This is a genomic window from Enterocloster alcoholdehydrogenati (genome assembly GCF_013282095.1).
GTDB classification, from domain to species: Bacteria; Bacillota; Clostridia; order Lachnospirales; family Lachnospiraceae; genus Enterocloster; species Enterocloster alcoholdehydrogenati.
The window spans coordinates 216,762-232,672 of the sequence record NZ_BLTJ01000007.1 but is presented as its reverse complement, the minus strand read 5'-3'; the positions used below and the strand labels follow the sequence as shown (position 1 = coordinate 232,672).

At 49.9% G+C, this 15,911-nt stretch carries 11 protein-coding genes and 1 pseudogene; all 12 read left to right on the top strand.

What is annotated here, in order from left to right:
• A pseudogene (locus HW447_RS18390) lies at nucleotides 1–126 on the top strand (carbohydrate ABC transporter permease); the annotation flags it as partial.
• Nucleotides 127–235: 109 nt separating this feature from the next.
• Nucleotides 236–1,786, top strand: coding sequence for a glycoside hydrolase family 28 protein (locus HW447_RS10130; RefSeq protein WP_176255182.1), 1,551 nt, complete (start codon nucleotides 236–238; stop codon nucleotides 1,784–1,786).
• Nucleotides 1,787–1,801: 15 nt separating this feature from the next.
• Nucleotides 1,802–2,845 carry a LacI family DNA-binding transcriptional regulator gene (locus HW447_RS10125; protein WP_176255181.1) on the top strand — a complete coding sequence of 348 codons (1,044 nt, stop codon included), beginning with the start codon at nucleotides 1,802–1,804 and terminating at the stop codon, nucleotides 2,843–2,845.
• Nucleotides 2,842–3,366, top strand: a complete 525-nt coding sequence (locus HW447_RS10120; protein ID WP_176255180.1) for an adenine phosphoribosyltransferase — start codon at nucleotides 2,842–2,844, stop codon at nucleotides 3,364–3,366. The genes HW447_RS10125 and HW447_RS10120 overlap by 4 nt, the downstream gene beginning before the upstream one ends.
• 217 nt (nucleotides 3,367–3,583) lie before the next feature.
• Complete coding sequence (locus tag HW447_RS10115) at nucleotides 3,584–4,078, top strand: MarR family winged helix-turn-helix transcriptional regulator (protein ID WP_243176265.1); 495 nt, start codon at nucleotides 3,584–3,586, stop codon at nucleotides 4,076–4,078.
• A complete protein-coding gene (locus HW447_RS10110) occupies nucleotides 4,071–5,804 on the top strand; it encodes an ABC transporter ATP-binding protein (RefSeq protein WP_176255178.1) in 1,734 nt (577 codons plus the stop codon). Before HW447_RS10115 ends, HW447_RS10110 begins: the two co-directional genes overlap by 8 nt.
• Nucleotides 5,797–7,680, top strand: a complete 1,884-nt coding sequence (locus tag HW447_RS10105; RefSeq protein ID WP_176255177.1) for an ABC transporter ATP-binding protein — start codon at nucleotides 5,797–5,799, stop codon at nucleotides 7,678–7,680. Before HW447_RS10110 ends, HW447_RS10105 begins: the two co-directional genes overlap by 8 nt.
• A 218-nt stretch (nucleotides 7,681–7,898) precedes the next feature.
• Nucleotides 7,899–10,184 carry a RelA/SpoT family protein gene (locus HW447_RS10100; RefSeq protein ID WP_176255176.1) on the top strand — a complete coding sequence of 762 codons (2,286 nt, stop codon included), beginning with the start codon at nucleotides 7,899–7,901 and terminating at the stop codon, nucleotides 10,182–10,184.
• Nucleotides 10,185–10,274: 90 nt separating this feature from the next.
• Nucleotides 10,275–10,916 carry an MBL fold metallo-hydrolase gene (locus HW447_RS10095; protein ID WP_176255175.1) on the top strand — a complete coding sequence of 214 codons (642 nt, stop codon included), beginning with the start codon at nucleotides 10,275–10,277 and terminating at the stop codon, nucleotides 10,914–10,916.
• Between the two features lie 53 nt (nucleotides 10,917–10,969).
• Nucleotides 10,970–12,475 (top strand): coproporphyrinogen dehydrogenase HemZ, encoded by a 1,506-nt coding sequence (gene hemZ, locus HW447_RS10090; protein ID WP_176255174.1) that lies wholly within the window; start codon nucleotides 10,970–10,972, stop codon nucleotides 12,473–12,475.
• A gap of 132 nt (nucleotides 12,476–12,607) precedes the next feature.
• Nucleotides 12,608–13,873 (top strand): histidine--tRNA ligase, encoded by a 1,266-nt coding sequence (gene hisS, locus HW447_RS10085; RefSeq protein WP_176255173.1) that lies wholly within the window; start codon nucleotides 12,608–12,610, stop codon nucleotides 13,871–13,873.
• Nucleotides 13,874–13,912: 39 nt separating this feature from the next.
• On the top strand, nucleotides 13,913–15,703 hold the full coding sequence (aspS, locus tag HW447_RS10080) for an aspartate--tRNA ligase (protein ID WP_176255172.1): 1,791 nt from the start codon (nucleotides 13,913–13,915) through the stop codon (nucleotides 15,701–15,703).
• The last annotated feature ends 208 nt before the right edge of the window (nucleotides 15,704–15,911 follow it).

Genomic DNA, 15,911 nt, shown 5'->3' with positions numbered 1-15,911 from the left:
GTAGGCTTCCAGTGGAACAGAATCCTGGCAATGTCCCTGATCTCCATTATTCCTTCCCTGGTAGTATTCTTCTGTGCACAGGACGCTTTCATCGACGGTATTGCAGCCGGCGGTGTTAAGGGTTAAAACTTACATTGTATTCTAACATGGGGATTCTCTTTGCGGGAGTCCCCCATTTTTATAAAAGATATCAGAATCCGCACCAGACGCCGGATCAGAAAAAGGAGACATAGTTATGGAATTAAAAGTGATCTACAAAAATGCCAGATGCGCCGTGATCGAGATTGCCGACGGAGGCCGCTACCACACTGCTTCATCCTGGACCATTTTCCTGAACCAGAAGGAAGTGGCAAAGACGGATAAGACGATTACCAGCCTGTATCATTTAACTCCTGACACCCAGTATGAAGTGGAGGCGGTCAATGAGCATGGAGAACGTATCATGTCCTATTTCTCTACCGATTATGAATTTGTTACCTTAAATGTCCGCGATTTCGGCGCAAAGGGTGACGGCGAGAGCGATGACACTCTCTTTATTCAGGCTGCTGTTATGGCCTGCCCCAAGCAGAGCCGCGTGCTGATTCCGGCAGGAACCTACCGGATCACCTCTCTGTTTTTACGGGATGACGTTTCCATTGAACTGGATGAGGGAGCTGTGCTGTCTGCTTTCACAGACCGGAGCCGTTTCCCTGTATTTGAGGGTATGGTCCAGAGCTATGATGAAAAGGGAGAGTATAATCTGGGTACCTGGGAGGGCAATCCCCTGCGTATGTTCACCGCTATTATTACTGGTGTAAATGTGAAAAATGTAACCATCTACGGGCAGGGAACCATTGAGGGAAATGCCAATAAGGAAAACTGGTGGAAAGATCCGAAGCTCATGAACGGAGCCTTTCGTCCAAGAATGGTATTTTTAGAGCGCTGTGAAAATGTAGTCCTTCAGGGAATCACGGTTCAGAACAGCCCAAGCTGGAACCTGCATCCCTATTTTTCTGATAATCTGCGTTTCCTGGATATGAAGGTGTTAAATCCGAAGGATTCCCCCAACACGGACGGCCTGGATCCTGAGTCCTGTAAAAATGTGGAAATTACAGGCGTATACTTCTCCCTGGGTGACGACTGTATCGCCATAAAATCCGGCAAGATCTACATGGGCGCCACCTACAAGCGCCCATGTGAAAATATCACCATCCGCCAGTGCTGCATGAGAGACGGACATGGCTCTATCACCATCGGAAGCGAGATGGCAGGCGGCGTAAAGAATCTGACGGTAAGAGACTGTATGTTCCTGCACACCGACCGGGGCCTGCGGATCAAGACCAGAAGAGGCCGCGGCAAGGACGCGGTAATCCAGGGCATTTTATTTGAAAATATCACTATGGATCATGTGATGACTCCATTTGTTATCAACTGCTTCTATTTCTGCGATCCTGACGGCCATTCCGAGTATGTGCGCAGCAAAGAGGCCGGCCCGGTGGATGACCGTCTGCCTGAGATCAGCACTCTGACCTTCCGCAATATCGAGGCGACCAACTGCCATGTGGCTGCCGCCTATATGTACGGGCTTCCGGAGAAGAAGATCGGCCGCGTAGAGATGGAAAATGTGCGTGTGACCTATGCCGAGAACCCCATGTGCGGCCAGCCGGCCATGATGGAGGGCTGCAGCAGGACAACCTGCCGTCAGGGCATTTACGCCAATAACATTGAGGAACTGGTGTTAAAGAATGTGGAGGTAAGCGGCCAGGAGGGGCCGGCTGTCGTCACGGAAAATATTGGAAATATGTAATTCGGAGGGGATAAAATGGCGGTTACGATCAAGGATATCGCAAAGAAAGCCGGAGTTTCCTATTCTACTGTCTCCAGGGCTTTAAATGGGGTAGGGGCCGGAGACACGGAGGCAAAGGCAAAGATACGCCGTCTGGCATCGGAGATGGGATATGTGCCCAATCAGGCGGCGATTCATCTGAAAAAATCGCGGTCCTATGTGATCGGACTGTATTTCTCTACCATCAGCAAAATGACATCGCCCTATGTTCTTCATGATGTGCTGACGGGGGTTTACAGCATCACGGGAAGTAAGTATAATGTAGTAGTCAAGGGTATTGATATGCATGAGCCGGGTACATTGAATCCCAGCTACTATGACGGCATCATCGTTCTGTCCCAGAAAAATGAGGATATGGATTTTATGAATGAGGTCATGGCGAAGGAGATCCCCATGGTGGTGATCTGCCGTTCTGTGGATATCGACGCTCCCAATGTGACCACTGACGAGGCCAGAGCCATGGAGCGGGCCATGTCGTACCTGTTGGATAACGGCCACAGGAAACTGGCAGTGATCGAGGGAAGGCCGGAGCTGGATTCCAACCGCCTGCGCCACCGGGGCTGGAGAATGGCCATGCGAAACCGTGGGATGGATCCCGATGCGGTGCCTGTGATCAATGGTACTTACCGCTATGCCAGCGGATACAGCGCGGCAAAACAGCTTCTGTCCTATGGGCCTACGGCCATCCTCTGCTTTAATGATGAGATGGCCTTTGGCGCCAGGACAGCCATCACTGAGGCGGGCCTGGCGGTGCCGGAGGATATTTCCCTGATCGGCTTTGATAACTGGGATTTGTCCGGGTATTCAGATATGCATCTGACTACCATAGAGCGGAATATGGGTGAGATCGCAAAAGAGGGAGCCAGGGTGCTCCTGCGCCGTCTGGACGAGGGCGTTATAGACAACCGGCGGATCTATCTCAACAACAAGCTCATTATTAGAAATACCGTGCGGAATCTAAATGAGGATTTATCCGACGAGAATGTTGTAAAACAAACAAAAAGAGAGGGCGAATCATGAAGAAACTGGAAGATTATGTAAGAAGTATCCCTGACTTTCCAGAGCCGGGGATCATTTTCAGAGATGTGACTTCTATTCTGCAGGACGCCGATGGCCTGCAGCTGGCTGTTGACAGCCTGAGAGCCATGGTAAAGGAACTGGACTATGATGTGGTCGTAGGACCAGAGTCCAGAGGCTTTATCTTCGGCGTGCCGGTGGCTTATGCGGAGCACAAGAGCTTTGTGCCGGTGCGCAAAAAGGGCAAGCTGCCCTGCGAGACTATTTCCGCAGAGTATGAATTAGAATACGGCACTGCCGAGATTGAGATTCATAAAGATGCTATCCGTCCAGGCCAGAAGGTTGTGATCGTAGACGACCTGATCGCCACCGGCGGCACCACAGAGGCGATCATTAAGCTGGTCGAAGAACTGGGAGGCCAGGTAGTGAAGATCTGCTTTGTGATGGAATTAGCCGGTTTGAAGGGCAGAGAAAAACTGAAGGACTATGCTGTAGATTCGGCGATTGTTTACGAGGGAAAGTAAGCAGGAAAGAATGCAGGAATATATAAGAGAGGCTGACATTTTATGGAAGCCTCTTTTTGTGTTTGCCCCATCTGAAGAGGACACATATTTTTCACAATTTTCCCCAAATAAAATGGCTTGACAATAAAATATAATCTCTGTATAATACCAAAAGTTAGGACACTAACTAATTGGATGAATACAAAGAGGTGGAAGGATGCAGGATATTGAGTGCAGAATGGAAACAATGCATATGGGGCGAATGATCCATATGCTGTCTCACCAGCTGAAACGCAGGAATGTTCTTGAAGAACTGGCGCCGGACGAGGGACTTACAGGATCTCAGAGGCATATTATGAGATTTATCCTGCTGCGTACGCTTCATACAGACGTTTACCAGAAGGATATTGAGGAGGAATTTCGGATCCGCAAATCAACAGTGACGGGGATTCTGAAGCTTCTGGAAAAAAATGGGTTTATCCGAAGAGAAAGTGTCCAAAAGGATGCCAGATTAAAGCGCATCGTGCCTACGGCCAGGGCGGAGACGCTGCGCCCTCAGATCCAAGAACAGCTTAAGAGGACAGAGATTCTTCTGATGGAAGGCATACCGGAGGAAGAGATCAGAGTCTGGCGCAGTGTGATGTGCAGGATGTTCGGCAATCTTGTGCGGGCAGAAAAGGAAGCATTAAAAGCAAATAAAGACATAAAGGAGGAAGCAGGAAAAGATGAATAAATTACTGTTAAAATCGGTTCGGGAATACAAAAAGCAGTCGATTCTGGCTCCGTTTTTTGTATTGCTGGAAGTGCTTATGGAAGTTATGATACCTATGGAAATGGCAAAGATCATTGACATCGGCATCGCAAAGGGCAATCTGCCCTATATCATTCAGAGAGGCCTGATCCTGGTGGTGATGGCTATGCTGGCGCTGTATTTCGGCGTGGTAGCCGGAAGGATGGCCGCTGTGGCGGCGGCAGGCTACGCAAAGAATCTGCGCCACGATATATTCTACCGGGTACAGGAGTTTTCCTTTAAGAATATTGACCATTTCTCTACGTCCGGCCTTGTTACCCGTATGACTACGGATATCACAAATATCCAGATGGCTTATATGATGAGCCTCCGCCTGCTGGCCAGAGCGCCCATCATGGTAGTATTATCCTGGTTTATGACCCTGGTGATCAACCCGAAGATTGCTCTTTTGTTTCTGGTCGTGATCCCGGTTCTGGGCGGAGCGCTGATCTTTATCGCGAAAAAGGCCCATCCTCATTTTGTAAAGGTTTTTGATGAGTACGATATTTTAAATAATTCCGTTCAGGAAAATGTAAACGCTTCCCGCGTAGTAAAATCCTTTGTAAGGGAAGGCCATGAAATCGACAAGTTCCACGGCATTTCCAAATACGTGTATAAGCTGTTTACAAAGGCAGAGGGCATTGTGGCCTGGAACTCTCCTGTAATGCAGTTTGTAATGTATACAGTGATCCTTCTTTTAGTGGCGATCAGCGGAAAGAGCATTGCGTTTGGAACCATGGAGACCGGAGAGATGACGAGCGTCCTTGTCTACGCTATGCAGATTATGATGTCTCTTATGATGGTAACTTTTGTATTTGTGCTGATCATGATTGCTGAGGCGTCTACAGACCGTATCACCGGCGTACTCACTGAGGAACCGGAGATGCAGCCGAAGGAAAATGCGGTGAAAGAGGTTTTGGACGGAGGTATTGTCTTTGACCACGTAGACTTCAGCTACGCCGGCGAAGGCGGAACCCTTTCCTTAAAAAATGTGAACCTTTCCATCAAGCCGGGCCAGACCATAGGCATAATCGGCGGAACGGGAAGCTCCAAATCCACTCTGGTGCAGTTAATCCCAAGGCTTTATGACGTAACAAAGGGAAGCGTAAAGGTAGGCGGTATTGACGTAAGAGAGTATGATCTGGAATCACTGAGAGATCAGGTTTCCATGGTGCTTCAGAAAAATGTGCTCTTTACGGGGAGCATTTATGAAAACATCCGCTGGGGTGATGAAAACGCCACGGACGAAGATGTGGAGAGAGTATGCCGCCTGGCTCAGGCCGACGGTTTCGTAAAGGAGTTCCCTAACGGATATAATACAATGATCGTTCAGGGCGGCAATAATGTATCTGGCGGTCAGAAACAGCGTCTGTGTATTGCAAGAGCCCTGTTAAAGAAACCGAAGATCCTGATTTTAGATGACTCCACCAGCGCCGTGGATACAAAGACAGATGCCCTGATCCGCAGGGCGTTTAGGGAGGAGATCCCTGATACTACAAAGATCATCATTGCTCAGCGCGTTTCCTCGATAGAGGACGCAGACCAGATCATCGTTCTGGATGAAGGCGAGATCGTAGGTATCGGTACTTCTCAGGAGCTGCTGCGCACCAATGAGATCTATCGGGAAGTATACGAGTCACAGGTAAAAGGAGGCGGAGACGATGAGTGATAAGAAATCGAGAATTTCCAAAAATACCCTTCAGACGGCAAAACGTCTTTTGAAATATGTGACAGAGACCTATAAACTGCGCTTTTTCCTGGTGTTTATCTGTATCTTTATCAGCGCCGGGGCAAGCATTTCCGTATCTTTGTCTTTAAAATTCATGCTGGATGATTTTATCATCCCTCTGATCGGGCAGCAGAACCCGAATTTTGCCGGACTGTATCACGCTCTCGGCATTTTAGGCTGTATCTTCCTTGCGGGCGTGCTGGCTACGTTTACCTATACAAGGCTGATGGTTTATATTGGTCAGGGTGTGCTTAAGCGGATTCGCGACGATATGTTTGAGCATATGCAGACCCTTCCTATCCGGTATTTTGACCAGAATACAAACGGCTCTATCATGAGCCTTTATACCAATGACACCGATACCCTGCGCCAGATGATCAGCCAGTCTATCCCCCAGGCGCTCACCTCCTTCTTTACCATCATAGTGACCTTTATTTCCATGCTGGTATTAAGCCCGATTCTGACGGCTCTGGCGGTTCTGGTCATCTTCCTGATGCTGTTTGTGTCCAGGAAGATCGGCGGAAACAGCGGAAAGTATTTCGTGCGCCAGCAGGTGGCTCTGGCGGATGTGACCGGCTTTGTAGAGGAGCGCATGAACGGCCAGAGAGTGGTAAAGGTATTTAACCATGAGAGCAAGTCCAAGGAGGAGTTTGACCGGTTAAACGAGTCCCTCTTTGAGTGTGCTTCTCAGGCAAACACATTTGCCAACATTATGGGACCTGTAATCGGAAATATCGGAAACCTGCAGTTCGTGCTGACGGCAGTATTAGGAGGTTTCCTGTCTGTTATGGGAATTGGCGGCATCACTCTGGGTGTGATGGCTTCTTACCTGCAGTTTACAAAGAGCTTTACCCAGCCATTTATGCAGGTGGCGCAGCAGTTTAACTCCATCATCATGGCCCTGGCGGGCGCAGAGCGCATTTTCGCCCTGATCGATGAAAAATCAGAGACGGATGAGGGCTATGTAACCCTGGTAAATGCGAAAAAGGATGCAGACGGAGTGATCTCCGAGTGCAGAGAGCGCACCGGTATGTGGGCATGGAAGCATCCTCACAATGACGGCAGCGTGACCTACACGGAACTGACCGGTGACGTACGGTTTGAGGATGTGACCTTCGGCTATGATGAGGAGAAGGTGATCCTTCACAATATCAGCCTGTTTGCAAAGCCTGGACAGAAACTGGCTTTCGTAGGCTCCACAGGTGCAGGAAAGACTACCATTACCAATCTGATCAACCGTTTTTACGATATTCAGGAGGGCAAGATCCGCTACGACGGCATCAATATCACAAAGATCAAAAAAGACGATTTAAGACGTTCTCTGGGAATCGTGCTTCAGGATACCCATTTATTTACGGGAACGATCCGTGACAATATTCGCTACGGAAAGCTGGATGCTACGGATGAGGAGATTTATGCAGCTGCAAAGCTGGCCCATGCAGACCAGTTTATCCGTATGCTGCCAGACGGATACGATACCATGCTCAGCGGAGACGGCGAGGAACTGTCCCAGGGGCAGAGACAGCTTTTGTCCATTGCCAGAGCGGCCGTGGCGGATCCGCCTGTACTGATCTTAGACGAGGCTACCTCCAGTATTGATACGAGAACGGAGAGCATTGTACAGAAGGGCATGGATAACCTGATGAAAGGACGTACTGTCTTTGTCATCGCTCACCGTCTGTCCACCATTCGGAACAGCGATGCCATCATCGTTCTGGATCACGGACGGATCATTGAGCGGGGCGACCATGAGGATCTGATCCGCTTAAAGGGAACCTACTATCAGCTTTATACAGGAAAGCTGGAGCTTTCATAATATTATTTTAAGAAAAAACATCCGATGCAGGATAGGCGTCAGGTCTGCTGATGGCCGGCTGCTGTATCGGGTGTTTTTTTGTTTGAAGCCGCAGGTAGGGCGGACGCCGCCCGGCGGAGCCTGGTTCTTCCCTTTTTTCAAGGCGGGCCTTGCTTTTTCGCAGAAATAAAATTATAATGTAAACTAAACTATTTCTAGGAAAAAAGGTGACCACACATATGGGAAAAGAGGGAACAAAAGAAAAACTGGATATTGAACTGGAAGCGCCGGCTGATTTTACCAGCCCGGAGGTACTCTATCAGGATCTGATCCGAGCGATCCGCAAGTATCATCCGTCCGACGACCTTACCATGATCGAAAAGGCATATAAGATCGCCGATGAAGCTCACAGGGAGCAGAAGCGCAAATCAGGAGAGCCCTATATCATCCATCCGCTCTGCGTGGCGATTATTCTGGCCGATCTGGAGATGGATAAGGAGACTATTGCGGCAGGCCTTCTTCATGATGTGGTGGAGGACACCATTATGACACTGGAGCAGCTGACAAAGGAGTTTGGCTCCGAAGTGGCGTTTCTGGTAGACGGCGTTACCAAGCTGACACAGTTAAACTGGGATAAGGATAAGGTAGAGATCCAGGCGGAAAACCTGCGCAAGATGTTTCTGGCTATGGCAAAGGATATCCGCGTAATTATCATCAAGCTGGCGGACCGCCTGCACAATATGCGAACCGGAAAATACTGGAAGCCGGAGAAACAGAAGGAAAAGGCAAGAGAGACGCTGGAGATCTATGCTCCCATTGCGGACCGTCTGGGTATTTCAAAGATCAAGATCGAGCTGGATGATCTGTCCTTAAAATTTCTTCATCCGGAGGTATATTATGACCTGGTGGAGAAAGTGGATCTTCGCAAGGACGCCAGAGAGGCCTTTGTACAGTCTATTGTGGACGAGGTCAGGGAGCATATGAAGGAGGCAGGCATCGACGCCACCGTAGGGGGACGGGTGAAGCATTTCTTCAGCATTTATAAGAAGATGGTGAAGCAGAACAAGACCCTGGACCAGATTTATGATCTGTTTGCGGTTCGGATCATGGTGGAGACGGTGAAGGACTGTTATGCAGCCCTGGGCGTGATCCATGAGATGTATAAGCCCATTCCCGGCCGTTTTAAAGACTATATTGCCATGCCGAAGCCTAATATGTACCAGTCCCTTCACACTACACTGATCGGCAGTACGGGCCAGCCCTTTGAGATCCAGATCCGCACCTATGAGATGCACCGCACGGCAGAATATGGTATTGCGGCGCACTGGAAATACAAGGAAAGCGGCAGCGGCCAGGTGGCGGCCGGCAAGGAAGAAGAGAAGATGAGCTGGCTGCGCCAGATTCTGGAGTGGCAGAAGGATACAGACGATTCAAGGGAATTTTTAAATATGGTAAAGGGCGATCTGGATTTGTTCTCCGACAGTGTATACTGCTTTACGCCCTCAGGAGACGTAAAGACGCTGCCAAGCGGTTCTACGCCCATTGACTTTGCCTATTCGATTCACAGCGCTGTGGGCAACAAGATGGTTGGCGCAAGGGTCAATGGAAAGCTGGTTCCTATCGAATATGTGATACAGAACGGCGATCAGATCGAGATTATTACCTCCCAGAACTGCAAAGGCCCCAGCAGGGACTGGTTAAAGCTGGTGCGCAGCACCCAGGCAAAGACAAAGATCAACCAGTGGTTCAAGACCCAGATGAAGGAGGATAACATCGTCAGAGGCCGGGAAGCAGTTGAGCATTACTGCAGGGCCAAGGGGATCAACTGGGCGGAGCTTGGCAAACCGGAATTTATGGAAAAGGTTATGAACCGGTATGCCTTTAAGGACTGGGATTCCGTTCTGGCTTCCATCGGCCACGGCGGCCTTAAGGAAGGCCAGGTTGTCAACAAAATGGTGGAGGAACGGGAGAAGAAGCGCAAGCGAGAGATCACTGACGCGGATGTATTAGGCGGGATCGCCGATACGGACGGACGGGCCGGAGAAGCGACTGTTCGTAAGAATAAGAGCGGCATTGTGGTAAAGGGCCTTCACGATCTGGCGGTGCGCTTTTCCCGCTGCTGCAATCCGGTGCCGGGGGACGAGATCGTGGGATTTGTCACAAGAGGCCGGGGCGTCTCGATTCACCGGACGGACTGCATCAATGTGATCAATCTGCCGGAGGACGAGAGAGGACGCCTGATCGATGCGGAGTGGCAGGTGGCGGAGGCTGCGGGAAGCACGGAGCAGTATTCCACCGAGATCCAGATCTTTGCCAACAACCGGATCGGTATGTTTGCGGATATTTCCAAGGTATTTACGGAAAAACAGATCGATATTACTTCTATGAATGTGAGAACCAGCAAGCAGGGCAAGGCCACTATTATTATGACCTTTGATATTCATGGAACGGAGGAGCTGAACCGGATCACAGAGAAGATCCGTCAGATCGAAGGCGTGCTGGATATCCAGAGAACTACGGGTTAAATCAGCGCCGGGCTGGATCTCTTATACCGGAAATAAAGCCGGCATGGGAAAATACAGATATACCTGGGTATCTTTAAAAGGAGAATATATATGAGCGATTTCAGGATAAAAACGTGTGTGGTGGGATCTGTGAGCACGAACTGCTATCTGGTATACAATGAGAGCACCAAAGAAGCGGTGGCAGTAGATCCCGGAGACAATGGGGATTTTATTTTAAATAAATGCAGTGAACTGGGAATCCGTCTGACGGCGGTGCTGCTGACCCACGGCCATTTTGATCATATTTGCGCGGCGCCTCAGGCAGCCAGGGCCTTCGGCATCAAAATATACGCCTCTGAGACAGAGGACGCCATGCTGGCAGATACATCATTGAACCTGACCGGCCGTTATTTTGAGAGCGGGGTGAGCTTTCATGCAGACTGCCTGGTTCATGACGGGGAGGAGCTTGAGTTTCTGGGATACAAATGGAAGGTCATTGCCACGCCGGGTCATACGTCAGGATCTGTGTGCTATTATGTGCCGGAGGAGGATGTGATTTTTGCAGGAGATACGCTGTTTCAGGACTCCTATGGAAGGACGGATCTGCCTACGGGAAGCAGCAGGGAGTTAGTGGATTCTGTGATCCATAAGCTGTTTGTACTTCCAGAGGATACCATGGTATATCCGGGACACGGGGAGCCCACGACGATTGGATACGAGGCTGGGAATAACCCCATCGCGTGCTATAGATAAAAGAATCCATTTTTCTGTAAATGGATGTATCATCAAGAGAAAGCAGGAACAAAATGATCGGTTTACTGATACAGGATAATGCATACGAACAGGACATCAGAGAACTTCTGATGTCTTTTTATCCGGGTGAGACATACGCCCATGAAATAAAGGACGAGGTGGATTTCTATGTGCAGACCCGCTTTGCTGGAGAAAGCGCTGAAATCGCCCTCTGGGAACGGGCGGTGGAAGGCCAGGCGGCAGACGGCAATCCTCATTTGCCTGTGCCCGAGGGGCTGGAGGGCTGGAGGATGAGCGCATTTTCCAGAGCCTTCTGCGACCTGTCAGACCACAGTGAGACGAAGAATGTGATTAAACAGGCGTTCTACAGTATGCTGACACAGCGTACAGGCCATGAACTGCCCTGGGGGTCTCTGACCGGGATCCGTCCTACCAAGATTGCTCTGAGCCGTCTGGAAGAAGGCTGGAAGGAAGAGGAGATCCGTTCCTTTATGAAAAAGACCTATCTGGCAAGCGACGAAAAGATCGACTTAAGCATTGAGATCGCCTCCAGAGAAAAAAGACTGCTGGAGCCCCTGGATTATGACCGGGGCTACAGTCTTTATGTGGGAATCCCATTTTGTCCCACGACCTGTCTGTACTGTTCTTTTACCTCATACCCCATCAGCAGGTGGAAGGGCCGCACAGGCCTTTATCTGGAGGCCTTATTTAAGGAAATGGAATATGTGGCAAAGAAGATGAAGGGCCGTCCTCTGGACACCATCTATTTTGGAGGCGGAACGCCGACCTCCCTTCCTGCAGAGGATATAGATGCCATTCTGACAAGGCTGGACCGCCTTTTTGATACAAAAAATGCCCTGGAGTTTACCGTGGAGGCGGGCCGTCCCGACAGCATTACAGAGGAAAAGCTGCAGGTACTTAGAAACCACGGCATCACGAGGATTTCCATCAATCCCCAGACCATGAACCAAAAGACGCTGGATCTTATCGGCCGCCATCATACCGTGGAAATGGTAAAGGAAACGTTTCATATGGCGCGGGAGCTGGGCTTTGACAACATCAACATGGATCTGATTATGGGGCTGCCGGAGGAGGACCTGGATGATGTGAGCCGCACACTGGAAGAGGTCGAGGCCCTGCGTCCTGATTCCCTTACGGTTCATTCCCTGGCGATCAAGCGGGCCGCCCGCTTAAATATGTTTAAGGAAGAATACGGAGGTTTAAAGATCAGCAATACCCCTGAGATGATCGCCTTAAGCGAGGCCAGCGCCCGCCGTCTGGGGATGGAGCCGTATTACCTGTACCGCCAGAAAAACATGGCCGGAAACTTTGAGAACGTAGGCTACTCTCTTCCGGGCAAAGCGTGCATTTACAATATCCTCATTATGGAGGAACTTCAGACCATTGCCGCCTGCGGCGCGGGAACCACCACAAAGGTTGTATTTCCTGCAGAAAACCGCAGAGAACGGTGCGAGAACGTAAAGGAAGTAGAGCAGTATATCAGCAGGATTGATGAGATGATTGGGAGAAAGGAGAGGATACTGGGGGGATGCTTATAAACCGGCCTCTATGATTTTCCCGTTAATTTCCTCAAAACACTTGCAAAATAGAAAAAGTACATTACAATAGTAATCACGAAACAACCGTTCACAGCACATGACGAGTATGATTAAGATAATGGAGAAAATACTATGCCGTTAACAAAAAAACCAGTAACCGGAATGAAAGACATCACGCCTGCGGAGATGCAGATCCGTGAGTACGTTATGAACCAGATCCGTGAAACCTATAAAAGCTTCGGCTTTTCCCAGATTGAGACTCCCTGTGTAGAGCATATCGAAAACCTGACCAGCAAACAGGGCGGCGATAATGAGAAACTGATCTTCAAGGTATTAAAAAGAGGCGACAAGTTAAACCTGGAGACGGCGCAGGATGAGAATGACGTAACCGACAGCGGCCTGCGTTATGACCTGACGCTTCCCCTGTCCCGCTACTACGCAAACAATGCCTCCAGCCTTCCAAGCCCCTTTAAGGCTCTGCAGATGGGCAGCGTATGGAGAGCGGACCGTCCACAGAAGGGCCGTTTCCGTCAGTTTACCCAGTGCGATATCGATATCCTAGGCGATCCCAGCAATTTAGCGGAGATCGAGCTGATTCTGGCAACCACCACTGCCCTTGGGAAAATCTGCCCTAAAAACGCATTTACCGTCCGTATCAATGACCGGGGCATCCTCTTTGGCATGGCCCGCTGCTGCGGATTCTCAGAGGAGTCCATGGACAGCGTGCTCATCACTCTGGACAAGATGGACAAGATTGGCTTTGAGGGCGTAGAAAAAGAGCTGCTGGAAAATGGCAATGCCAGGGAAAGCGTAGACCGCTATCTGGAACTTCTTCGTACCGTTACAAGAGACGCTGAGGGAGTAAAGGCGCTGGGCGAGACCTTAAAGGATGTGATGGATCCGGCAGTCTGCCAGGGACTGGTACACATTATGGAGACGGTTAAGGACGTAGCGGAAACAGACTTTGGCCTGGAATTTGATCCAACCCTGGTGCGCGGTATGTCCTACTATACAGGAACCATTTTCGAGGTATCCATGGAAGGTTTCGGCGGCTCTGTGGCAGGCGGCGGACGCTACGATAAGATGATTGGCAAGTTCACTGGCATGGAGACGCCGGCCTGCGGTTTTTCCATTGGTTTTGAACGCATTGTCACCATCCTCTTAGACAATGGCTTTACCGTTCCGGGAGCCGGAGAAAAGAAGGCATTTCTCTTTGAAAAAGGCATCGGTTCCGGGGAGCTGGCGGCAGTGATCCGGGAAGCCATGGAGGAGAGGAAAAAGGGAGTTCAGGTGCTGGTAGCCCAGATGAACAAAAACAAGAAGTTCCAGAAGGAGCAGCTTGGCAAAGAGGGATATGGGGAATTTAAGGAATTTTACAGAGAAAGCCTGAAACATTAAACGGTTATAAATCTTTACGATGATAAAGGAGAATAGAGCATGGCAGAATCAATGGCAGGGTTGAAGCGCACCCACAGATGTACAGAGGTAACTGCGGCGCAGATCGGTGAAAATGTCACCATCATGGGCTGGGTTCAGAAGAGCAGAAATAAAGGCGGCATTATTTTCGTGGATTTAAGAGACCGTTCCGGTATCTTACAGCTGATCTTCGAGGAGAGCGACTGCGGCGCTGAGAGCTTCGCAAAGGCTGAACGGTTAAGAAGCGAGTTCGTAGTGGCAGTGGAAGGCCGCGTAGAGGCCCGTTCCGGCGCTGTCAATGAAAATCTGGCGACAGGAGCCATCGAGGTGCGGGCAAAGTCCTTACGCATCCTGGCAGAGTCTGATACCCCGCCATTCCCGATCGAGGAAAAGAGCAAGACAAAGGAAGAGCTGCGTCTGGAGTACCGTTTCCTGGATTTAAGACGGCCTGACATCCAGCGCAACCTGATCACACGCAGCCGCGTGGCTACCCTTACAAGAGCGTTTCTGGCAGAAGAGGGCTTTCTTGAGATTGAAACGCCTACCCTGATCAAGAGCACCCCGGAGGGTGCGAGAGACTATCTGGTACCCAGCCGTGTGCATCCCGGCTCCTTCTATGCTCTGCCCCAGTCTCCCCAGCTGTTTAAGCAGCTGTTAATGGTATCCGGCTATGACCGCTATTTCCAGCTGGCCCGCTGCTACCGTGACGAGGATCTGCGTGCAGACCGTCAGCCAGAGTTTACACAGATCGATATGGAGCTGTCCTTCGTAGACGTAGACGACGTTTTGGATGTAAATGAGCGCCTCTTACAGAAACTCTTTAAGGAGATCTGCGGCTATGACCTGCAGCTTCCTATCCAGCGCATGACCTGGAGAGAGGCCATGGACCGTTTCGGCTCTGACAAGCCGGATCTGCGTTTTGGAATGGAATTAAAGAACGTTTCCGAAGTGGTAAAGGACTGCGAATTTGTGGTATTTAAGGGTGCTTTGGAAAATGGCGGTTCTGTCCGCGGCATTAACGCTGAGGGCCAGGGCCATATGCCGAGAAAAAAGATCGACGCTCTGGTAGAGTACGCAAAGGGCTTTGGCGCAAAGGGCCTTGCATATACTGCCATCAATGAGGACGGCACTTATAAGTCCTCCTTTGCAAAATTCATGAAGGAAGAGGAAATGGCCGCCCTTATAGCAGCTATGGACGGAAAGCCGGGAGATCTCCTTCTCTTTGCCGCTGATAAGGACAAGGTGGTATTTGACGTACTGGGCAACCTCCGTCTGGAGCTGGCAAGACAGCTGGAACTGCTTAAGAAGGATGAATTTAAGTTTCTGTGGGTAACAGAGTTCCCGCTTCTTGAGTATTCCGAGGAAGATAACCGCTTCGTGGCAATGCACCATCCATTTACCATGCCCATGGAGGAAGATCTGCAGTACCTTGACTCTGATCCAGGCCGTGTCCGCGCAAAGGCATACGACATCGTATTAAATGGTGTGGAAATGGGCGGAGGCTCTGTCCGTATCCATCAGGCCGACATCCAGTCCAGGATGTTTGAGGTTCTGGGCTTTACGCCTGAGAGGGCCCAGGAGCAGTTTGGCTTCCTGTTAAAAGCATTCAAGTACGGTGTTCCTCCTCACGCAGGCCTGGCATACGGCCTGGACCGTATGATCATGCTGATGGTTGGAGCAGACAGCATCCGCGACGTTATTGCCTTCCCGAAGGTAAAGGACGCCTCCTGTCTGATGACCGAGGCTCCTGCTCCGGTAGACAAAAAGCAGTTAGAGGAGCTGGGAATCCAGTTGGAAGAGGAAGAAAAGTAAAATAGACAGCTGCATAAGAAAATGGCGCAGCAAAGAGCAGTGCTCTCCGGGGACAGGAAACCGGAGAGCATTTTTGCGTTCATTTGTCATTTGAAAAAAGCTGGATGCGAACAAACTGATAAAAAATATCATTTTATTTTTTGAATACGGGTTGACTTTAAAAAAAAAGTGAATATACTGTAGATATAAACATATGAACATCTATTCA